This is a genomic window from Snodgrassella sp. B3088 (assembly GCF_026535815.1).
Taxonomy (GTDB): Bacteria; Pseudomonadota; Gammaproteobacteria; order Burkholderiales; family Neisseriaceae; genus Snodgrassella; species Snodgrassella alvi_E.
On record NZ_JAFNPG010000007.1, the window covers coordinates 163,876 to 185,917 of the forward strand.

Annotated in this window: 19 protein-coding genes; 10 read left to right on the forward strand and 9 right to left on the reverse strand. The window is 45.5% G+C overall.

Translation table 11 applies throughout. The annotated features are described in order from the left end of the window. The first annotated feature begins 152 nt into the window (after positions 1 to 152). Entirely contained in the window at positions 153 to 647 is a 495-nt protein-coding gene (locus J3U75_RS05545) for a hypothetical protein (RefSeq protein WP_267390937.1), read from the forward strand. Between the two features lie 462 nt (positions 648 to 1,109). Here the strand turns inward: J3U75_RS05545 and J3U75_RS05550 are convergent, their stop codons facing one another. From J3U75_RS05550 to J3U75_RS05560, 3 genes are all read right to left on the reverse strand, one after another. Further along, positions 1,110 to 1,235: a hypothetical protein gene (locus J3U75_RS05550; RefSeq protein WP_257377984.1), complete on the reverse strand. Its 126-nt coding sequence runs from the start codon at positions 1,233 to 1,235 to the stop codon at positions 1,110 to 1,112. 183 nt (positions 1,236 to 1,418) lie between these two features. Next, positions 1,419 to 1,559, reverse strand: coding sequence for a hypothetical protein (locus J3U75_RS05555; RefSeq protein ID WP_267390938.1), 141 nt, complete (start codon positions 1,557 to 1,559; stop codon positions 1,419 to 1,421). Between the two features lie 14 nt (positions 1,560 to 1,573). Then, the gene (locus tag J3U75_RS05560; RefSeq protein WP_267390939.1) at positions 1,574 to 2,128 is read right to left on the reverse strand and encodes a gamma carbonic anhydrase family protein; all 555 of its coding nucleotides are present in this window, start codon (positions 2,126 to 2,128) and stop codon (positions 1,574 to 1,576) included. 129 nt (positions 2,129 to 2,257) lie between these two features. Between J3U75_RS05560 and J3U75_RS05565 the strand changes: the two genes are divergently transcribed. From J3U75_RS05565 to J3U75_RS05580, 4 genes are all read left to right on the forward strand, one after another. Next, complete coding sequence (locus tag J3U75_RS05565) at positions 2,258 to 4,357, forward strand: M3 family metallopeptidase (protein WP_267390940.1); 2,100 nt, start codon at positions 2,258 to 2,260, stop codon at positions 4,355 to 4,357. 269 nt (positions 4,358 to 4,626) lie between these two features. After that, a complete protein-coding gene (locus tag J3U75_RS05570) occupies positions 4,627 to 4,986 on the forward strand; it encodes a hypothetical protein (protein ID WP_267390942.1) in 360 nt (119 codons plus the stop codon). A 116-nt stretch (positions 4,987 to 5,102) separates the two neighbouring features. Then, positions 5,103 to 6,305 carry an McrB family protein gene (locus J3U75_RS05575; RefSeq protein WP_267391035.1) on the forward strand — a complete coding sequence of 401 codons (1,203 nt, stop codon included), beginning with the start codon at positions 5,103 to 5,105 and terminating at the stop codon, positions 6,303 to 6,305. 5 nt (positions 6,306 to 6,310) lie between these two features. After that, positions 6,311 to 7,441, forward strand: a complete 1,131-nt coding sequence (locus tag J3U75_RS05580) for a 5-methylcytosine restriction system specificity protein McrC (RefSeq protein ID WP_267390944.1) — start codon at positions 6,311 to 6,313, stop codon at positions 7,439 to 7,441. 519 nt (positions 7,442 to 7,960) lie between these two features. Here J3U75_RS05580 and ftsY read toward each other — a convergent pair. The 5 genes from ftsY to J3U75_RS05605 form a co-directional block, all read right to left on the reverse strand. Then, complete coding sequence (gene ftsY, locus J3U75_RS05585) at positions 7,961 to 9,235, reverse strand: signal recognition particle-docking protein FtsY (protein WP_267390946.1); 1,275 nt, start codon at positions 9,233 to 9,235, stop codon at positions 7,961 to 7,963. 407 nt (positions 9,236 to 9,642) lie between these two features. Continuing rightward, positions 9,643 to 10,191: a 5' nucleotidase, NT5C type gene (locus J3U75_RS05590; RefSeq protein WP_267390947.1), complete on the reverse strand. Its 549-nt coding sequence runs from the start codon at positions 10,189 to 10,191 to the stop codon at positions 9,643 to 9,645. Positions 10,192 to 10,232: 41 nt separating this feature from the next. Next, complete coding sequence (gene ruvA / locus J3U75_RS05595; protein WP_100151497.1) at positions 10,233 to 10,811, reverse strand: Holliday junction branch migration protein RuvA; 579 nt, start codon at positions 10,809 to 10,811, stop codon at positions 10,233 to 10,235. Between the two features lie 78 nt (positions 10,812 to 10,889). Then, a complete protein-coding gene (locus tag J3U75_RS05600) occupies positions 10,890 to 11,585 on the reverse strand; it encodes a septal ring lytic transglycosylase RlpA family protein (RefSeq protein ID WP_323811353.1) in 696 nt (231 codons plus the stop codon). Between the two features lie 377 nt (positions 11,586 to 11,962). Then, positions 11,963 to 12,673, reverse strand: coding sequence for a ComF family protein (locus J3U75_RS05605; protein ID WP_267390948.1), 711 nt, complete (start codon positions 12,671 to 12,673; stop codon positions 11,963 to 11,965). Here J3U75_RS05605 and bioH point away from each other — a divergent pair. From bioH to J3U75_RS05620, 3 genes are read left to right on the forward strand one after another with little or no spacing between them, the layout of a single operon-like run. Then, positions 12,672 to 13,424 (forward strand): pimeloyl-ACP methyl ester esterase BioH, encoded by a 753-nt coding sequence (gene bioH / locus J3U75_RS05610; protein WP_267390949.1) that lies wholly within the window; start codon positions 12,672 to 12,674, stop codon positions 13,422 to 13,424. The genes J3U75_RS05605 and bioH overlap by 2 nt on opposite strands. Further along, complete coding sequence (locus J3U75_RS05615) at positions 13,421 to 14,236, forward strand: methyltransferase (protein ID WP_267390950.1); 816 nt, start codon at positions 13,421 to 13,423, stop codon at positions 14,234 to 14,236. The genes bioH and J3U75_RS05615 overlap by 4 nt, the downstream gene beginning before the upstream one ends. Positions 14,237 to 14,251: 15 nt before the next feature. Continuing rightward, on the forward strand, positions 14,252 to 15,142 hold the full coding sequence (locus tag J3U75_RS05620; RefSeq protein WP_267390951.1) for a patatin-like phospholipase family protein: 891 nt from the start codon (positions 14,252 to 14,254) through the stop codon (positions 15,140 to 15,142). 679 nt (positions 15,143 to 15,821) lie between these two features. Here the strand turns inward: J3U75_RS05620 and metE are convergent. After that, a complete protein-coding gene (gene metE, locus J3U75_RS05625; protein WP_267390952.1) occupies positions 15,822 to 18,095 on the reverse strand; it encodes a 5-methyltetrahydropteroyltriglutamate--homocysteine S-methyltransferase in 2,274 nt (757 codons plus the stop codon). 301 nt (positions 18,096 to 18,396) lie between these two features. Here metE and J3U75_RS05630 point away from each other — a divergent pair, with 301 nt between their 5' ends. Both J3U75_RS05630 and J3U75_RS05635 read left to right on the forward strand, forming a co-directional pair. Next, positions 18,397 to 19,329, forward strand: coding sequence for a LysR family transcriptional regulator (locus J3U75_RS05630; RefSeq protein ID WP_267390953.1), 933 nt, complete (start codon positions 18,397 to 18,399; stop codon positions 19,327 to 19,329). 486 nt (positions 19,330 to 19,815) lie between these two features. Next, the gene (locus J3U75_RS05635) at positions 19,816 to 22,035 is read left to right on the forward strand and encodes a UvrD-helicase domain-containing protein (RefSeq protein ID WP_267390954.1); all 2,220 of its coding nucleotides are present in this window, start codon (positions 19,816 to 19,818) and stop codon (positions 22,033 to 22,035) included. Positions 22,036 to 22,042 lie beyond the last annotated feature (7 nt).

Genomic DNA, 22,042 nt, shown 5'->3' on the forward strand with positions numbered 1-22,042 from the left:
ATTCTTTATTTAACCTAAGTTACCCTGTGAGAGACAACATGCGTGTTAACCGTATCATTAAATCGAACCTAAGTCTAATTAAACCATTGATAATGTGTGCAATTTTAAGCCTAAACTGTAATTCTGTTATGGCGCAGGAGGCTTCCTCTGAGATGGCACCGCAGGCACGTATCCGCCTGTACGGGCAAAACCAAAAACCCACCAATATGAGATACCGCTATGAGGGTCACTTAGTGAAAGAAACAGCTGGCGGTAATCTGAGCGGAGCTTTTACTTCTCTTTTGCGCATAGCCCGAAACAGCAGTATAGGTATCCCAGCTACGTCTACGATAGAAACGATGAAACAGCATAATCATTATCTGTCTAAGCTGTTTTATCGCGAATTCACGATTCCGGCCAATATACCGATAACCATATCTAATGCATATATGGGTCTGACCACCGTCAATAATACCCATCAAAACGGATCCGTTATTTATAACGAGCCATCCTGCCAGAGTGATAAATTAACATTTGTAGCCAAACCTGGTCATGATTATGAGGCGATTGCATCTTCTGCTTCGGCACAATGTGGTGTAACGCTGTTGGAGGTACATGCAGATGGTTCAACTACGCCATTGGTAAATGTACAGGCTGGTGGTAATTGATTTTTATCAAGTGCTGACTGAATAGGTTTTTATCCTGCTGGTATTCCTGCCGGCAGGAACATTGTGCGTTAACATAAACATATCAGCTAAAACAAAACGGCTGGTATTTTTATGTCTGAGATGTGTTGAGCCGTTTACTTTAGTATGGTTAAAGGAGAAGATACGATATCTGTTTTTAGTGGATGCGGTAACCAATATCGCTGGATTATGCCAACATCCTGATATGATTAAGTTAATTTTTCTTTTTTATTGGCTGAACAGAAATATTTGCAGCTATGTTTTTCTGGTCTCACAAAAAGATTATGCTCAGACCGCAAGAATTTTTTCCGGCTGTTGAGTTTGCTTCAAGACAAAATGACAATCACTGCGACGGATTTACTAACATCAAATATAGAAATAAAAAAATGGTATGTCTGCCTGATTTTTGGTCAGGCAAGCATACCACTTACTTATCGGTAACGCTTAGTTAGATTCTACTGCAGCCTGTACATCGCTGTAAGGAGCGGCTTTGGTACCAGAATCTGTGGTTGCACAAGCAGACAGTAACAGAGCAGCTAAAACTGCACTCAATCCCAATAATTTTTTCATCATTGTGTCCTTTATGGTTGGTTTGAAAAGCTGTTTTATTAATCTAGCTTAACTTTATTAATATAACAATTACTCTAGGTAAATTTTTCACTTTCAAACTGCATAATATATCCATTTTACGACACTATTGGCTTAACCTGCTAAATTGTTCGTATTCCAACAAAATTTACTTGACCTATAAATTTAATGACTGGTATGAGACGTTTCCACGCCGCCTTTGAGTTGGCCGTAAACTTCTGTATGGCTGCTATTACCTCCGTCAGAGGCACAACCTGCCAGTAAAAATGTACAGCACAACAGGCTTAAAGACAGAATTTTTTTCATGTTAGCTTCCTTATTCAATATGCTTTAATATTCTGGGTTGATTGGTGATTCTGCATCAATCTGACATAATGCGCAGCAGAATATTTTAGAAATTCGCGTTCTTTTTCAGTTAAAGGGCGGATCTGCTGTACGGGAGAACCCATGTACAGATAGCCACTGGCCAGACGTTTGCGTGGTGGCACTAGACTGCCAGCGCCAATCATCACCTCATCTTCGATTACGGCATCATCTAGTACGATAGAACTAATTCCTACTAGCACGCGGTTGCCTATGGTGCAGCCATGCAAATTTACATGATGACCGATGGTGACATCTTCACCAATCCGTAACGGTGAGCCTTCAGGCTTGTCTGCGCTTTTATGGCTTACATGCAGCATACAGTGATCCTGAATATTGCTCCGAGCACCTATCTGCATACTGTTTACGTCGGCACGTATCACCGCAAACGGCCACACGGATACCTGTTCGTGCAAAATCACATCGCCGATAACCACTGCTGTATCGTCGATAAAGCAATCTGGCGCAATTTGTGGTTGCGTATCTAAATAAGAACGAATATTGTTTTTCATGTTTTTGACCTTATCCTGTTGCATTATGCAACAGTGTTTATAGCAGAAGATAAACAGCAGCTCCTGCCTTTTCCACCCGATTTACCTGAAAAACCGCAAATTTACAGGTATTTTTCTCAAGAGAATACTATGTCTGAAAATGTTTTGTTGAATCTGGACAGCGAACCGCGATTTGATGCCATTCGTGCCGCTGATATCGAACCGGCTATGACTGAAGCCATGCTTCAGGCCAATGAAGCCATTAAAAAGCTGAAAGCACAACCCGAAGTTAACTGGAATAATACGGTAGAAGCGCTGACCAATATTACCGAACGTGCCGGCCGTATCTGGGGAGTAATTGCCCATTTGAACAGTGTGGCTGATACACCTGAGCTACGTGACGCCTATAATAGCCTGATGCCGAAAGTAAGTGAGTTTTTTACCGCCATCAGTCAGGATATTGATTTATACGAACGCTTTAAGAGTATCAAGGCCAGTGATGAATATGCTCATTTGAGTGCCGCTCAGCAAACCAAGCTGAATCACGATTTACGGGATTTTGTACTGAGTGGTGCGGAACTGCCGGCAGCGGAACAAGCTGAATTTGCCGCTTTACAGGCAGAGGGCGCTCAGCTTTCCGCTAGTTTCAGCCAGAATGTACTGGATGCTACAGATGCTTTTGCTTTGTATTTTGCCAATGGTGAGGAACTAGCAGGTAAAGAGAATACTTCCAGCGGTTGCAGCAGTAAGGCTGATTTTACTCGCGACAGTGAAATTAGCGGTCTGACGGAAGAAGCGCTGGCCATGTTTGCTGCCGCGGCAGAAGCCGAAGGTAAAACTGGCTATAAAATCGGCCTGCAGATGCCGCACTATCTGGCTGTGATGCAATATGCACATAATCGCGAGCTGCGACGGCAGCTTTATCATGCTTATTCTACCCGTGCCAGCGAACTAGGTGAGGCCAAATGGGACAATACAGCTAATATTAACCGTATCCTTGAAATAGCCACTCGTGAAGCACACTTATTGGGCTTTCAAAATTATGCTGAGCTGTCTTTAGCCACCAAAATGGCTGATACGCCACAACAGGTGCTGGCCTTTTTACAGGATCTGGCTAGCCGCGCCAGACCATTTGCTGAGAAAGATCTGGCCGAAGTGAAAGCATATGCGCATGAGCATCTGGGATTGGATGAGTTACAACCATGGGATGTAACCTACGCCAGCGAAAAACTGCGGCAGGCCAAATATGCTTTCAGCCAAACAGAAGTAAAAAAATATTTTCCGGCAGACCGCGTGCTGGCTGGTCTGTTTGCACAGATTGATAAGCTGTATGGGGTGCATTTTATTGAAAAACAGGTTCCGGTATGGCATCCCGATGTTCGTTATTTTGAGCTAGAACAGGGTGGCGCTATTATCGGCGGGGTATACATGGATCTGTATGCACGTGCCGGCAAACGTGGCGGCGCATGGATGAATGATTATCGCGGCCGCCGCCGATTCACTGATGGTCATTATGCCGGCCAGCTTCAAACACCGATCGCTTATTTGGTGTGCAATTTTACTCCGCCTGTAGCTGGTAATACTGCGCGTCTGAGCCACGAAGAAATTCTGACATTGTTTCACGAAACTGGCCATGGCTTGCACCATTTGCTGACTCAGGTGGATGAGTTGGGCGTATCCGGTATCAACGGTGTGGAGTGGGATGCGGTGGAAATGCCGAGCCAGTTTATGGAAAATTTTGTGTGGGAATACGATGTGCTGGCTGGCATGAGCAGCCATCAGGACTCTGGTGCCGTCCTGCCTGTAGAACTGTACGACAAAATGCTGGCTGCTAAAAATTTCCAAACTGGACTGTTTATTTTGCGCCAGATGGAGTTTGCGCTGTTTGATATGGAAATTTACAGCCAGCCTGGCTGTGACTGGCAGCAAACATTGCGGGATGTACGTCGCAAGGTTGCGGTGATGCCGCAACCAGACTTTAACCGCTTTGCCCATTCTTTCAGCCATATTTTTGCCGGAGGCTATTCTGCTGGTTACTATAGCTATAGCTGGGCTGAAGTTCTATCGGCTGATATCTATGCGGCCTTTGAAGAAGAAGCTGATGCGTCTGCTACCGGTAAACGCTTCTGGCATGAGATTCTTGCCGTAGGCGGCTCACGTCCTGCCATGGAATCGTTCAAAGCTTTCCGTGGCCGCGAACCCAGTATTGATGCATTGCTACGCCATTGCGGCTTGGATGAAGCTGTCTGAATATAAATGGAAAGTAGAAAACGCGGTGCCTGTACCGCGTTTTTTATTGGTTTGCGATTGAGTAATGAATTAAATTATTCAGTTTAGTTAGTTTTTTTATTTTAAATCAGTTGGCTAATTTGTTATATACACGTTTAATATATTTTTTTTGAAATCTGATTTCATAGTCTGACCGGATTTATTAAATTTCTTTCACTCATTAATAACAAAATATATTAACATGTTAAGATAAATATATTATTTTTTTATTGCCTATGCAGATGGGGAAAATGGTTGATACCAGCAAAAACTACTGGTTTTTAGGTGCCTGCCGAGATGGTAATGATGATCTAAGTGAATACTTTATCAATAGCGGAACGTGGCTATATTACGGTCAAAATAATAAGGAAATAAATTTGATCCAGTCTATCCAGACCGGAGATCGGATCGCTATTAAGACTGCTTATGTACAGAAAAATAAATTACCTTTTGATAACAAAGGTTATCCCATTCCAGTATTGAAAATCAAAGCGATCGGTACAGTTTTGCAAAATCCAGGGGATGGAAAAAGCCTGAAAGTTGATTGGGATAAAAATTTTTCTGAAAAAAATGGTATTTTTACACCAAGCCAAAAACCATTTGGAAAGTAATCCCGAGCAACTGGCAAGCTGAAAAGTTAATTAATTTTACTTTTCATAATCAACTTCAGGATATCAACAGATTTTGCAATGCACCATACTGGCAGAAACGTTTTTGTAACGTCGATATAAATAAGCTAGAACTAACCAAATCTAGATGGAAACAAACTGTTTTAGAATTCATTAAGGAATTGTGTCATCAAAATAACAGTGAGATTTTTAGCCGGCAACAAATTCTCGAATATTATCAGCAAAAGTTGAAAGAACTGTTTCCTGATAACAATACTATCGAACAATCTGTAAGCCGAACCTTACAAGAATTACGTGACCAGAATATTTTACAGTTTGTAACAAGAGGGCAATACAAATTATCTGATTATGATCTAGACATTACTGAACACTTCAGTGCAGATATACAGGAAAACAGTCAGGATTACATAGTGAGACCATTTTATTCTCTCAAGGATTTAATCAACGAAGGCTGCTTTGTTGATCCTCAACAATTAGAAATTATTCTGGAAAGGTTAAAAGAAAAGAAAAACCTGATTTTACAAGGACCGCCCGGTACAGGTAAAACTTGGCTAGCCAAACGTCTGGCCAATGTGATGGTTGGTTTCCAAGATTTCGATAATATTAAAGTAATACAGTTTCATCCAAATATGTCTTACGAAGATTTTATTCGCGGTTATCGACCCTCATGTGATGGCAAGCTTGAATTGATTGATGGTCCTTTTATCGAAATGGCCAATCGGGCCAGATACGATCCTAATACAAATTATGTACTTGTAATTGAAGAAATCAATCGAGGCAATCCGGCACAGATTTTCGGTGAAATGCTGACCTTACTGGAGGCAAATAAACGAAATTACCATGAAGCTATGGAATTAACCTATAAGCGTAATGATGAAACCGTTTTTTTTATTCCGGATAATCTATACGTAATCGGTACCATGAATATTTCCGACCGATCACTGGCCATGTTTGATTTAGCATTGCGGCGACGCTTTGCATTCTTCACTCTGCAACCAAACTTTGGTAAGCAGTGGCTATCCTATATGGCAGAAAAAACGGCCATTGCACATGAGAAATTAGAAGACTGGCAGCAGCGCATGTTGCTACTGAACCAGAAGATCAGCGATGATCCGATGTTGGGAAAGGCTTTTACCATTGGCCACAGTTATCTGACCACTAATAAACCTGTTCCAGATGCAGATACTTGGTATAAAAACATTATCGACACTGAAATTCGGCCTTTACTAACAGAATACTGGCTTAATGATCCAAATAAAATTGATGAGGCTATTGAAGCCTTATTGTCTGATGTGTGCTGATAGTAATGCAAACGCCTGAACGATCCACTACCAATAATACCGTCGCTACGATACCCATCAGAAATATCTGGCTGCTGCTATTGTATGCTTCTGATCTGTATAAAACACTTGGTGCGCAGCAAAGAGTAAAGCTGGAACAAAATCCTCAAGAACTGGTTATTCTGGTTGCAAAACTATATTGTCAGGCTGTTAGCAAAAGGCTGATGCGCGCATTATCCTGCGGATATCAGCAACATACACAATCACTAACTCGTGTCAGGGGAAAAATAGATCTGCTGACTACCGCACGCCAGCAGTTATTAGAAAAAGGCCGCATTCGATGCCAGTTTGATTCTTTAACCATTGATACCCCGAAAAATCGCTTTATTCATGCTGCCGCGCATGTATTGCTGGCACAGTTAGAGGATAAAACATTAATCCTGCAATGCCAGAACATTATCAGTCGGTTTACGGCGCTTAAGATAGGGCAGTCGACTCAGTATGATCATTTAACTGAATCTTTTGATCAATCTGGCAAACAAGATAAAACGCTGCTTACTCTGTGCCGGCTGATTTTTAATATGGCTATACCCACCGAGCAGGCAGGTAGTTATTTACTGGAGCAAGCAGATAAAAAAGATCAGTGGTTGCGGCATTTATTTGAAAAAGCAATAGTTGGATTTTGCCGCACTAATTTGAATAGTAAGGATTGGATAATAAGCGCCGGCAAACGATTATATTGGCAGCAGCTACAACCCAGTACTGGTATAAAGGATTTTTTACCCAGTATGCAGTCTGATTTGGTCATTGAACGCCGCCAGTGCCGGCATCGCCTAATTATTGATACCAAATGTACGTCTATCCATACCCAGTCTTTTTATAAAGACAAGGTGTTTAAAAGTCCTCATATTTACCAGCTCTATACTTATCTGCGCAGTCAGGAAAATCCTGTTGATCCGCCATCACTCAATGCAACCGGAATGTTATTGTATCCTGCAATTAATGAATCAATTAATGAATCTGTCACCATTCAAAATCATCAGTTCCGATTCTGTACTATTGATCTCAATTTGGATTCCGGTTTAATCAGAAAAAATTTATTGGATTTATTAAGTCAGTGGTGCTGTAGTAGTGGCGGCTTTCAGCAAAATGATTGAAGGAGAAGACTATTATCTAAAATAAACTAAGTTTTTTTCTGCGCCATACAGTTTTTATTCGATAATTATTTAATTTATCCTATTGAGATTTTAGACTTGTTGATTTCTCTCAATATGATTTTTTTAATACAACCTAAATAAATAAGTAAAATCAGTTTTTAAAGCAATTTTTCCAGCTTTCATCTACCATATATAAAAGCTAGTTTATAAATGGTTTTTTGGTTTCTGTGCATTGACCTAAGGAATATAATTAATCGGTGGCAATACCAGCTCTGGCACATTTATTTAGCCTTTTATTAAGTTCAGATCAGTGGATATAACCAAATACCGGCAGAAACAGATTTTAATGCTCATTACTTTTGTCTGATCCACTTTGAATATATTTTATTGGGTAAATTGATTATATTAATTTAAAAAGGCTGTTTATTTCTTCATATAAGGAAACGTATGATAGTCTGTGCTGGCAAATAAAAAGCTGACTATCAATTTCGACAGCCAGCTTTTTTCTTGCCAGAAAACTTATTTCTCATCCTCAATCAATGCATCTACAAATGCTTTGGCGTCAAACGGGCGTAAATCGTCTATGCCTTCGCCTACACCTATGAAGCGTACCGGTATCGGGCGTTTGGCGGCCAGTGCGGCGAGGATACCGCCTTTTGCGGTGCCATCCAGTTTAGAAACGATCAGGCCGGTTAGGCCAAGGGCGTCGTCGAAAGCAACTACTTGATTGATGGCGTTCTGGCCGACGTTGGCATCGAGTACCAGCATGACTTCGTGTGGTGCTTCGGGTAATGATTTTTGCAACACGCGTTTTACTTTTTTGATTTCTTCCATCAGATGCAGCTGGGTTGGCAAGCGGCCAGCGGTATCAGCCAGTACGATATCGATACCACGTGCTTTGGCTGCTTCAAGGGCATCGAAGCAGACGGCGGCAGAATCACCGGATTCCTGCGCAATTACGGTTACGTTATTGCGCTCACCCCATTGCTGTAATTGCTCGCGCGCAGCTGCGCGGAATGTGTCACCTGCGGCCAAGAGGACGCTTTTACCCTGACTTTGAAAATATTTGGCCAGTTTGCCGATACTGGTGGTTTTGCCTGCGCCGTTTACGCCAGCCATCATGATAACAAAAGGTTTTTTATCAGCAGGTATGGACAAGGGCTGCTGAAGTGGCTGCAGTAATTCATATAAGGCTTCTTTCAGGGCGCTGCGCAGTTCGTTTCCGTTTTTCAATCCTTTCAGAGTAACGCGCTGACGTACCTGTGCCAGTAGTTTTTCGGTGGCTTCGATACCCATATCACTGGTGAGCAATACTGTTTCCAGCTCTTCATACAGGTCTTCATCGATTTTGCCGCCACCAAATACAGACGCCAGCGATTTGGCCATCTGGTTGCGCGATTTGCTTAGGCCCTGTTTGAGACGTGCTGCCCAGCCTAGTCGTGCTGGTTTGTCTGTTTCGCTAGGGGTTTCTGTGGTATCTACAGGAATCACGATGGTGTTTTCGCTGGCCGGAGCCTGAACAACCTCTGATTCCGTGCTGGTGGCAATGGCGGCCGGTTCATCTACGGCAGCCGGTACGATGATGTCTTCTGTTGTTTCGGTAGCTGTAGATTCGGAGATGGCTGCATTCGCTGTGTGCTCTTCTACGCTCTGGTGGGAAGCAGCCGGTTCAGGCTGAGTATGAGTTTCAGCCGCTGTATCGGGTTGCTCTACTGATTCCGGCTGAGCGGGGTTAACGCTGGCTTGTTCTTGCTCTGGCTCTGTATTTTTTTTTCTTTTAAAAAATCCAAACATGGGTTATTCCTGATGCTAGGTGAACCAAAGTTCTGTAAAAGCTTGTCTTTGGTAATGAATATATGGGTGCTATTGTAGCTTAGAGCCGCTGGTTTGATAATGTGTTATGGTATTTAGACCTATTTATACGGCCAGTTTGGTTTGCCGGTATTTGATTTTTATCAGTCTCAAAGGTTTTTTCTACTTATGTTGTTGGCAGTTTCAACCATGTTGGCAGACAGTATTGCCGAAGCGCTCTGAAAACGGATGGATATTTTTTCCGCCATGCTAATGAAAGCACTGTGCATTTCTGAAATAGCTGCTGACGTTAGTTTTTATTCGCATTTGTTCACTGGTTGCAATTGGTAGTGATGTTCCGGATTACTGTTACGAGTATTGATGCAGTTATGAATGCTGTTATTGCCGCGTTACTGCAATAATTCTGACCAGCTTTCCGGTTTTTGCCAGTTTACACGATGGATGTTGGTTGCATTGCGGTTGTAGGGCTGATCATAAATCCAGTGCTGCCATTGTGGCTGCAGGCTGCCGCTTATTATGGGTTTGTCATCAATGAGGATATCGCCGCGAATCCATGTTTTGTCTTTGGCTAAAATGATGCGGTTTAGCCATTCATCACCTAAGTAGCGGGCGACCCAGTCAAATTTTTCGGATACGCAGTAATGATAGTCATCGATAGGTGAGGTGCAGATGCGTACGTCGTGTCCTGCTTCTAGTAAGCGTCTGGCCGCCTGAATACCCTGATTCATGGGTGGCAGGGAGGCAAAAAAACCCTTACTGCTGTAAATCTGTGTCAGCTGTTGGTGATACTGTGGCGCCATGTCTTCACGCAGGTAGAAATGTCGGCGTTCTGGCAGGGGTAGGGGCTGCTGGTAGGTTAGTTGCCAGCGCTGTCTTACACCCTGCTCAAAATCAGCCAGAACTCCATCCTGATCGAGTAAAATCAATTTGGCTGCCATACGATTTCCTGTGGTGGGGTCTGCGATTATCAGAGTGTTGTTTATAACATGTTTTTTAAGGCAAGTCGTACACCTTCACTGATGTCGGTACCGGCCGGTATGTCTTTGCAGGCGCTGCGGGCTTCTTTATCGGTATAACCTAAGGCTAGCAAAGTGTTAATTATGTCTTCGTTTGCGCTGGCAGCTTCGGCAGCATACAAACCTAGGCTATCGCCACTGGCAGCTAATTTGCCGCGTAGCTCAAGTACGAGACGCTCGGCTGTTTTTTTACCAATTCCGGGAGCAGCAGTCAGGCGTTTGATGTCTTCGCTGGCGATAGCAGCCGCCAGTTCATCACTGCTGAGACTGGAGAGGATGCCCAGTGCGCTTTTGGCTCCGATGCCGCTTACTTTGATAAGTGCACGGAACGTTTCGCGTTCTTCGCGAGAGCCAAAGCCAAACAGCAGATGGGCGTCTTCCCGTATCACCAGCTGGGTGTAAAGCGCCGTTTCTTCTCCGACTGCGGGTAGGTTGTAAAAGGTTTGCATGGACACCTGAGCTTCGTAACCCACGCCATGTACATCCAGTACCACTATCGGTGGATTTTTTTCTAGCACGATACCGCGTAAACGACTAATCATTATGTTCCTTTCCTGACGCGGGACAAACAAAAGCCCGTGCATGATACCACGGGCTTTTGTCTGAGTTTGTTGCTGAGTTTACAGTGTGGTCAGCATAGATTTTCTGGCTTCATCAGCACGTTGTTGTTGCTGGAAAGGGCCCATACGGACAACGTAGCTGTTTTTCACTTTCACCAGTTTGGCCTGCTGTGCGCTGCCAGCAGCCTGCAGATGCTGTGTGGTTGCTTTCAGATACTGCTGTGCCAGCTCTTTATTGGCAAATTTCTGTAAATCAACATAAATGTTGCCACCACTGCCGGCTGGTTGCAGGCTTTCGCCGGGCAGTACCTGTTCTACGCGTACCTGTGCTGTGCCGGCACGGACGAAACCCAGTTTCTGCGCCGCAGCGTAAGATAAGTCCATGACACGGTTTGCGTGGAAGGGGCCACGATCGTTTACTCTCACGACGACTGTCTTGCCGTTTGAGAGATTGGTTACCCGAGCATAGCTGGGAATAGGCAGAGTGGGGTGGGCTGCTGTCAGCATCTGGCTGTCAAACCGCTCTCCAGATGAGGTGCGGCGCCCGTGAAAATTCTGACCATAGTAAGAGGCTCGGCCTACCTGACTGAAACTGGCCACTTTTTGTAACGGGTAATATCGTTTGCCCGCTACCTGATAGCTAAGGTTAGCTGTTTTATGCAGATGCTCTGCTGGTGCTACTGTAAGATTAGATAGAGATTTTTTAGCATGATAAACCGGCGCTGACAGATGAGCGGTCTGCTTGGCACTGGCCATGCTGAACCCCAGTATCATGACAACGCTAACAAATAATACTTTAATCCTGATCAAACCATATTTCCGTTTCTGTGAGTAAAAGACGCAAACACCAGACATGCAGATTTTGTTGTCCGCGACAACACGTCAGTCTGGTAAAACTGTATTTATACTAAGACAGCAAAAAACAGTGGCAGCCACTAAAAAGTGGCAGGAGAGGCAGTAACCTCAATTGGCAGGAACTGACACCGACTGTGGTTTAATACAGCACATTGGCGGGTTCCGAAAGTTGCTTACTAATCGGCAAAAAGCCGAAATGGTAACGCAGTTAATAATTGAATCAGTAATTTATCAGGGCGACACTATGCCAAACAAGCCTTTGTCTGTCAAAGATTTTTTCAATCCGGATGAGCCAGCGACCAAACAAAAACCTGTGCGGCACCCGATTTTTTAAGGGTTTGCGCTAGTTCGGCAATTGTTGCGCCGGTGGTCACAACATCGTCAATTAACAACAGGTTACGTTTTTTTACGGGCTGCTTCAAGTGAAATACACCGCGTACATTACGCTGGCGGGCTGATTTTTTCAATGTAGACTGGGGCGGCTGGTGGGTGCGATCAATGCAGTACGGTGGCAGCAGCGGTAACTCGTAATGGCGGGCAATGCTGGCAGCAAGCAGCTGGCTTTGATTAAAGCCACGCTTAAACAGCCGCTGACGGCTTAAGGGCATGGCCAGCACTGCGTCTATTTGTGCGGTTTCCAGCCACTGTGGCGGCCGTGCCAGCATTAATGCGGCCAAGGTATCGAGCAGGGCAAGCTGGCGCTGATGTTTGTACGCGCTGAGTATTTGTCGGAGTGGAGTGGCATAGCGGTAACTGGCATAGAGGCGAGCAAACGGCCAATGCTGCCCGCATTGCTCACAAGCTCCCACTGTCAGATTGCCGGAATGGCATTGCAAACAGATATCACGTTCTGGGCGCTGAAGGCTGCTTATGTCCTGCCAGCACGGATGGCACAAGCCTGAGCCATCAGCATAATCGTGGCATAATAAACAGTGCGGCTTGCCGATACAGGCGTGCCAGAATGAAGTAAGTAATGAAACTATTCCCATGATCACACCTTCTCAAACTTTACTGATACACGGCTGGGGTGCCAATCATCATATTTTCGACCCTTTTCTGGCCAACCTGCCGCTGCCAAATCAAATGCATATACTTACACCGGATCTACCCGGCCATGGCAGTGCGCCGTTTGATGGCACTTTTGATATAAATACTATTGCCGACCAACTAGCGGCACAGTTATCTGAACCCGCTCATGTTCTTGGTTGGTCGCTGGGAGGTATGGTGGCCATCAGTATGGCCGCACGTTATCCAGACAGGGTTGCCACGCTGTGTCTAACAGCCAGTCTGGCTAAATTACTGGCCAGCAGTGACTACCCGCAAGGCCTGCACAAGATTAGTCTGCATCAGATGGCAGACAAATTCAGGATAGATTATCCCAAATACATGCAACAGTTTCTACAGTTGCAGATGCTGTATGCGGATACGGGGATACAAACCGGCATGCAGCATCTGCTGCCGGCCATTTGCCAGTACGGAGCACCGGTTGCTCTTAACGCGGCTTTGCATGCGTTAGAACAAGCAGATTTACGCCCGCTACTCAGTAGCTTACACTGTCCGGTATTACTGGTTTACGGTGGGCGCGATACCATAACGCCGCCACGCATGGGCGAATATCTGCATCAGCAACTGCCGCAGAGTGAATGGCATCTGCTGCCGCAGGCTGCTCATACACCGTTTTTAAGCCATCCTGATGAATTTGCCCGTGTACTGGGTCGGTTTTGGGAACAATACACATGACAACTCTGCCACACCAGCCAGACTGGTTCCTGCATGCACATCTGGCCGCGACGCTAGACGAACGCCTGAGTATTCTGAAACAGCCGCCACAGCACATTTTGCTGGCCGCTGCTGATGGCAATGAAAGCTACCGCTTACTTAAAATGCGTTATCCACAAGCTTGTTTCCATGAATATGATAGTCGCAGCTGCTATCTTCAGGCAGCACAGGCGATTCGAAAAGCCAAACAGAGCTGGTGGCAAAAGCTCAATAGCAGTCTGCCGGAACAGATTGCATCCGACAGGCTGCCGGATAATCAGGCGGCGGATATGGTATGGAGTAATCTTGGCCTGATTCATCAGCCAGATGCAGTAGCGGTGATTGAAAACTGGGCTGGTGCTTTGCGCCCTGACGGTTTGCTGTTTTTTAGCCACTTTGGGCCGGATACATTAAAAGAAGTCCTGACACTGTGGCGCACTGCGGGTATAGTGGTCAGCGCGCCGAGGCTACTCGATATGCACGACCTTGGCGACATGCTGTATCAGCACGGTTTTTATGATCCGGTGATGGATATGAATATGCTTACGCTGCAATATACTAAGCCAGAACGCTTTATCGAAGATATGCGCACAGCCGGTCTGTGGGAGAGTCTGAAATTTGACAACGAAATCGAGGCTGTACGTATTCTGGCACAGGCGTGGCAGAATGAAGATATACAGAATGTCACGCTGGAACTGGTGTACGGACATGGTGTGAAAAAACAGATTCTTCCAGAGAACGTTGCACCGATACAGTTTTATCCATCGTCTTCCACTTATCCTTCCCAACCTTAATATAAAAATATAAATATGAAATTTACTGTATTGCTGCGTACCTGCGCTGTGATTATTTCGGTTTTCAGTAGTCTTTCTGCTTGTAAAAGCACTACTCCTGTCACTCCAACAGCGGCAACCAAGCCGCGTGCGGTTATCGGGCTGGCACTTGGTGGCGGGGTTTCCAAAGGGTTTGCGCATATCGGGGTGATAAAAGTTTTACAGGAAAACCATATTCCGATACGGGTGGTGACTGGCACCAGTGCTGGCGCGCTGGTAGGCAGTATGTACGCCTCTGGTATGAGCCCCGACCGGCTGGAGCTGGAAGCGGAAATTCTAAATAAAACGGATCTGGTGGATCCGGTGCTGTCTACTTCCGGCTTTATCAAGGGGCAGAAACTACAGGATTACATCAATGCGAAGGTAAAGAATAAACCGATTCAGCAATTTCCTATCCGCTTTGGTGCTGTGGCCACTGAATTCGGTACAGGCCGCATGGCAGTGTTCAACAATGGCAATGCCGGACAGGCTGTACGCGCCTCGGCAAGCATTCCAAATATTTTTCAGCCAACGGTAATTGGCAATAAACGTTTTGTGGACGGTGGTTTGGTAGCACCAGTGCCGGTCACCGCCGCCCGACAACTTGGTGCCAATGTGGTCATTGCGGTGGATATTTCCGCCAAACCGGCGCGCCTGACCAGTGAAGGCTTTTTTTCTTATTTAGACCAGAGCCTGAATATCATGAGCGCTTCGGCACTGAACAGCGAGCTAAGTAAAGCGCAGGTGGTTATCCGGCCACAGGTACAGAAGCTGGGTACTGTTGGCGGCTTCGACCAGAAAACGCAGGCTATTCAGCTGGGTGAGCAAGCAGCGCGTGCCGCTTTACCACAAATTCGCGCGGTTCTGGCCAAATATCAGGTTAACTAAGCGCTCTGTGCCCGTGTAATCGGATGCAGGCTGCCGCTGTAGCAGTCTGCGTTTTTATTCTGGTTAATCTTGTTAAAAATAATGCAATCCATGATAGTGGCAATTTAATGATTATTAACTAAAATAATAAATAATGTTTTATTCATATGCCATGAACAACATGAGCTAATTCACAATATTAGCGTTAACTGTAAACTGAATGATTTTCAGGCAATCAAGAATTTCATTATTAAAAAATGATAAAAAGATATTTACACGGTTTGTATTTAGTATAAGCAGGAAACTATCTATGTGAATCTACTGGTTGAATAATATGAATAAAACTATTTCTGGCAATTCATTTTAGTTTTTTATATACGCAAGCTTAGTTGTTACAAAATGAATATCTAATTGTTATCAGCAACAACCAAATACTTCCATTTATCATATAGACAGTCAGCCAAAGCAGTATAAATAAAACCGTCATTCAGGTAATGCATTTCCTGCTTATGTGTAACGCAGCCAGTATAGAATAAACTGAATACATACTAATAGACATTACCGAACCCCACAGTCTAACCTTTTTATATTCATCTATGCGCAGCCGTTTTGGTGCAATTTTTATTATAATTATGAAAAACCCAAACAGAAAACCGCCCCGATAAACGAGGCGGTTGGATAATGTGGTACTGAATCAATTTTAAACTTTTAGTTCAGCACGCAGCTTTTTAGTCACTTTTACCATCACTTCTAGAGCTGCCGTGGTTTCCGGCCAGCCACGGGTTTTCAGACCACAGTCTGGATTTACCCATAAGCGACGCTGGTCGATAACTTTCAGCGCTTTACGCAGCAAATGCTCGACTTCGGCTTCGGTAGGCACACGTGGGCTGTGAATATCGTATACGCCTGGGCCGATATCGTTTGGATAGCTGAATTTCACAAAGGCATCGAGTAATTCCATATCAGAACGCGATGTTTCGATGGTAATAACATCTGCGTCCATGCTGGCAATTGCCGGCAGAATATCATTGAATTCTGAATAGCACATATGGGTATGAATCTGCGTACTGTCGTCGGCATCGGTAGACGTCAGGCGGAAAGATTCACACGCCCAATCCAGATATTCATCCCATTGCGCACGTTTCAGCGGCAAAGCTTCGCGAATAGCCGGTTCATCAATCTGAATGACGCGGATGCCGGCTTTTTCCAGATCCAGCACTTCATCGTTTAAGGCAAGAGCAATCTGTTTGCACACCAGACTTAATGGTACATCATTGCGCACAAAGCTCCATTTCATCATGGTCACCGGACCGGTCAGCATACCTTTCATCGGACGTTTGGTCAGCGACTGAGCATAAGCAGACCACGCTACGGTCATGGCTTTCGGGCGGGCAACATCACCAAAGATAATCGGCGGTTTTACACAGCGGGAACCATAGCTTTGTACCCAGCCATACTGAGTAAAGCAGTAGCCATCCAGCTGCTCACCAAAGTATTCCACCATGTCATTGCGTTCGGCTTCACCGTGCACCAATACATCGATATCCAGTTTTTCCTGCTGCTCAACACAGTAGGCGATGTCTTTTTTCATTGCAGCTTCATAATCGGCGGCACTCAGCTCACCTTTTTTGAAAGCCGCACGTGCCTGCCGGATTTCCTGAGTTTGCGGGAAGGAACCAATGGTTGTAGTGGGCAGCAAGGGTAGCTTCATCCACGCCTGCTGCTTCTCAATCCGCTCTGCAAACGGGCTATGACGTTGGTCGGCATGAGCACGTAAACTAGCTACACGCGCAGCAACCTGATCGTTATGAATCAGTTTACTGGTCTTGCGTCCGGCAGCAGCAGCATCAGAAGCATCCAGAGCTTCCTGTACCGTGTCTTTACCATGTGCCAGAGCTTGTTTGATAATACCCAGCTCTTGTAATTTCTGGGCGGCAAAGGCCAGCCAGTTTTTGATTTCTGGGTTAAGTTTCTCTTCTACATTCAAATCCTGCGGGCTATGCAACAATGAGCAGCTCGGTGCAATCCACAGATTGTTGCCCAGCTGAGTGGCTACCGGTGCCAGCAAATCGATTACTTCGCGCAGATTGGCACGCCATACGTTGCGACCATCAATCAGGCCAACGGACAGAACTTTGTTTTCTGGCCATACATTGGCAAACTCGGCCAGCTGCTCGGGTGCACGGACACAATCAATGTGTACACCATTTACAGGCAAATTTTTAAGTAAATTCAGGTGTTCGGCCACACTACCAAAATAAGTACCGATGATAATGCGGGTACCAGTAATAGCCAGCTCCTGATAGGTGGGTGCAAACGCATCCAGCCATTCACGCGCAATGTCCACAGCCAGAATCGGTTCATCAATCTGTATCCAGTCCACACCGGCATTGGCCAGTTCACGCAGTAGTTTCTGGTATTCAGGCAACAGACGCGGCAACAGCTCCAAACGGTTATGACCGGCATCTTTTTCCTTACCCAGCCACAGCAACGTCAGCGGACCTACCAGCGTCGGTTTGATATCGTGGCCAGTGGCTTTGGCTTCTTCGATCTGTGCAATCAAATTGGCGGCATTGGCTTTAAAGCTGGTATCCTGATGCCATTCCGGCACAATATAGTGGTAGTTGGTATCAAACCATTTGGTCATTTCCATAGCCACCTGAGTGGCATTACCGCGAGCAAGCTCGAAATACTGGCTAAGAGTAAGCGTGGCCGCATCAAACCCAAAACGAGCCGGAATAGCGCCAAGCGCACACAGAGTATCCAGCACATGGTCATAATAAGAAAAATCACCAACCGGCAGCAGGTCAGCGCCAGCAGCTATCTGAGTAGCCCAGTTTTTCTGGCGAATATCCGCGGCGGTCTGCCGCAGCTCAGCCTCACTTTTGCTGCCTTTCCAAAACGCTTCAACAGCAAATTTGAGTTCGCGTTTGGCGCCAACACGCGGATAACCGGATAAATGGAATGTATTCATAAGTGTTTCTCCCTATTTGTGAAAGATAAATTTCGATAATAGTCAGTGTGCGGGAGTTAAGACATGACGACAAGCGATAAATTTTGCAGTTCTACATGAAAAATTTTAATATACCAATCAGACACTATGCAGTACGAGAATATGATAAGGTAGGTAAGTGTATAGTACGAAAACAGATAAATGGCTATTCGAAGAGAAATAATCAGCATAGCCATATCACTCTTAATTAATAAACAAAACGATTGTTTATGAATTTTTTAACTTGTATTCGTGGTTAAAATAATCATTAAAGGCGGAAAATATGGAGTCGATTATTGAGCTGCGTCATTTACGCACTTTGCTAGCTCTCGAAGAAACCGGAAGTGTTTCCATGGCAGCCAAGCGAGTATTTCTGACCCAGTCTGCGCTATCACATCAAATACGGGTGCTAGAACAGTTTTACGGCACACCACTCTTTGAACGCAAATCCAGCCCCATTCACTTTACACCCGTAGGCGAACGCCTACTGCAACTGGCGCGCGAAATCACGCCTCTGGTCACCGTAGCTGAGCTGGATATGGCGCAGATTATTGAAGGCGAAGCAGGGGAGCTGCGCGTGGCTGTGGAATGCCACACCTGTTTCGACTGGCTGATGCCAGCCATGGATGCGTTCCGGCCGCTGTGGCCGAAAGTGGAGTTAGACATCGTGTCTGGTTTTCAGGCCGATCCGGTTGGATTACTACTGACCCATCGTGCCGATCTGGCCATTGTGTCTGAATATGCACCTCAACCAGGAATTCTTTTTCAGCCTTTATTTGCCTATGAAATGGTGGGAATTTGCGCCAAAGACCATCCACTGGCCGCCAAAAGTGTCTGGCATGCGCAGGACTTCACCGACGAAACGCTAATTACCTATCCAGTACCGGACGATATGCTGGATTTAATCCGCAAAGTATTGAAACCAGCAGGCGTACAGCCCGCACGCCGCAACAGCGAATTAACTATTGCCATCATCCAGCTGGTTTCAAGCCGGCGTGGTATAGCAGCTTTGCCATATTGGACGGTGATGCCCTATCTGGAGAAAGGTTACGTGGTGGCACGCCAGATTGGCGACATTCCATTGCAAAGTGAGCTGTATGCAGCAATGCGCGAATCAGACCATAGCAAAAGCTATCTGGATAGTTTCTGCCAAATTGTGCGTGAGCGCAGTTTCGCCGATTTACCTGGTCTTAGCCCACTGAGCACCCCCGATTAATTTACAACGACACAGACAATTTACCTTGGGAGTGGTCCGACAGTTGTAAAAAATGTTGGCAGCTTGCCGCATCTGAAGCGAATCCCAAAGTAGATACAATACCAATTATATTCATGTCTGCGAAAACCAGATAAGCACTCATGATTTCCATCTGCGCTAAACTGGTAGTGAATAAATAACGACGACCGGAGTGGCACCGCTACAAGTTATCTGAAGAAGGATAGAAACAGTCTGAGCAGGATACCGTTCTGGCTGCAGGTGAAGACATGTTCACAGTTTGTTTGTGTACATACACTGAATGCCAGAAAAAAGCAGAGTGTTTTTTCCAAAAAGCACGGTTTTCGCCTACCGGTATTACCCTTTATTGAATTTTCCTGTTTAATCGTTCAATTAAAGCTGATTATTCCTGTTCACAGAAACTATTAATAATCCATTAACATATTTTTCCTTGCGATTTTTCAGCCTCAATCGGCTACAATAAGCGCTATGGAAATTCTATCTTCTTCCGGTTTACTGACCGGCCTCAATAGTGAACAATTAGCCGCCGTCACTTGGCCGGCGCAGCCTGCTTTGGTACTGGCCGGTGCCGGCAGTGGCAAAACAAGGGTACTTACCACTCGTATTGCTTGGTTATTACAAACAGGCCAAGCCAGTGTCCACAGCATACTGGCTGTTACCTTTACCAATAAAGCAGCCAAAGAAATGCAATTGCGCCTAAGCGCCATGTTACCAGTATCAGTACGCGCCATGTGGCTGGGTACCTTCCATGGTCTGTGCCATCGTTTTCTGCGCCTGCATTATCAAGAAGCCGGCCTGACGAAAACGTTTCAGATTCTGGACATGGGTGACCAGCTATCTGTGATTAAGCGCTTGCTCAAACAACTCAATATTTCTGATGAAATCATTGCTCCGCGTAGCCTGCAAGGATTCATCAATGCTCAGAAAGAAAACGGTTTGCGTGCCTCCCAGCTAAGCGCACGCGACCCGCATGAGCGGCAAATGATTGAATGCTACGCTGCCTATGACAGCCTGTGCCAGAATGAAGGTGTAGTGGATTTTGCCGAGCTGATGCTGCGCAGTTACGAAATTCTGCAAAATAATGATGTACTACGGAGCCATTATCAAAACCGCTTTAACCATGTACTCATTGATGAATTTCAGGACACCAACAAACTTCAGTATGCATGGTTAAAACTGCTTGCCGGAAAACAAGCAGCGTTTTTCGCAGTCGGCGACGATGATCAGAGTATTTATCGCTTCCGCGGAGCCGAAGTAGCCAATATGACCCGCTTTCTGCATGAATTTAACGTGAGCGAACCCATTCGGCTGGAACAAAATTACCGCTCCGTTGGTAACATTCTTACCGCAGCCAACGCCGTGATTGCGCATAATGCCAGCCGTCTGGGAAAAAATCTGCGTACCGAAGCAGGCACCGGAGAAAAAATTCGCGTCTTACAAGCGATAAATGATATAGAAGAAGCTCAATTTGTTGTCGATGAAGTAAAAGCTTTGCATCGTGAAGGACTAGACTATATACAGATGGCAATACTGTATCGCAGCAATGCTCAATCGCGTGTACTGGAACAAGCCTTATTTCGCGCCGGTATTCCCTACAAAATCTATGGCGGTTTGCGTTTTTATGAACGGCAGGAAATCAAAAATGCACTGGCATATCTGCGGCTGGCCGTCAATCCCGATGATGATAACGCACTTTTGCGCATCATCAATGTACCCACTCGCGGAATCGGCGCCCGCAGCATTGAAAATATTCAGGCAGCAGCCAACGAAGCCAATACCTCACTATGGCAGGCTGCTACCAATCTGGCGTCCAAAAATAGCAAAATTGCTGCTTTTGTGCGTCTGATAGAAAATCTTCAGCTTCAAGCTACGCAGATTTCCCTGCCGGAAATCATGGCTGCTGCCATCTACGACAGCGGGCTGATGGAATATTACCGTACCCAAAAAGGCGAGCAGCAGGAACGCATCAACAATCTAGAAGAACTTCTCAATGCAGCAGTAGCATTCAAGCCACAAGAATCAGGATTTGAATTTGAATCCGACTATGACCCAAACGACCCATTATTCGCAGTATTGTCATTTCTAAGCACCGCCTCACTCGAAGCAGGCGAACATCAGGCTGGGCAGGGCGAGGATGCTTTGCAATTAATGACAGTTCATGCGGCTAAAGGTCTCGAATTTGACGGGGTTTTTCTTACTGGACTGGAAGAAGGCCTGTTTCCGAGCGAATACAGTATGGCTGAGCGCGACGGCCTGGAAGAAGAGCGGCGTCTCATGTATGTCGCCATTACCCGAGCACGTAAACGCTTGTATCTAACCATGGCCGAGCAACGGCTACTACACGGACAGACTCACTTTGCCTTACCATCACGCTTTGTGGATGAAATACCCGAAGCAGTACTGCAATACCTGTCAGCACACAAAAACTCTTTGATAGCCAGACAGCAGAGCACACAGCGCACCAATCCATTTCATAGCCGCAGCAAACTGGCTGAAACACAAGCCAGCCCAGATTTCGACGGCTTCCAGCTGGGGCAGAATGTGCATCACGAGCGTTTCGGTACCGGCGTCATTATCGATGCCACACACAAAGCAGAAGGCGCGCGTCTGACCATAAACTTCGGCAAACAGGGAATCAAAGAGCTAGATACCGTATTTGCCAAAGACAAACTGACCATTATTTCTTAAACCGTTA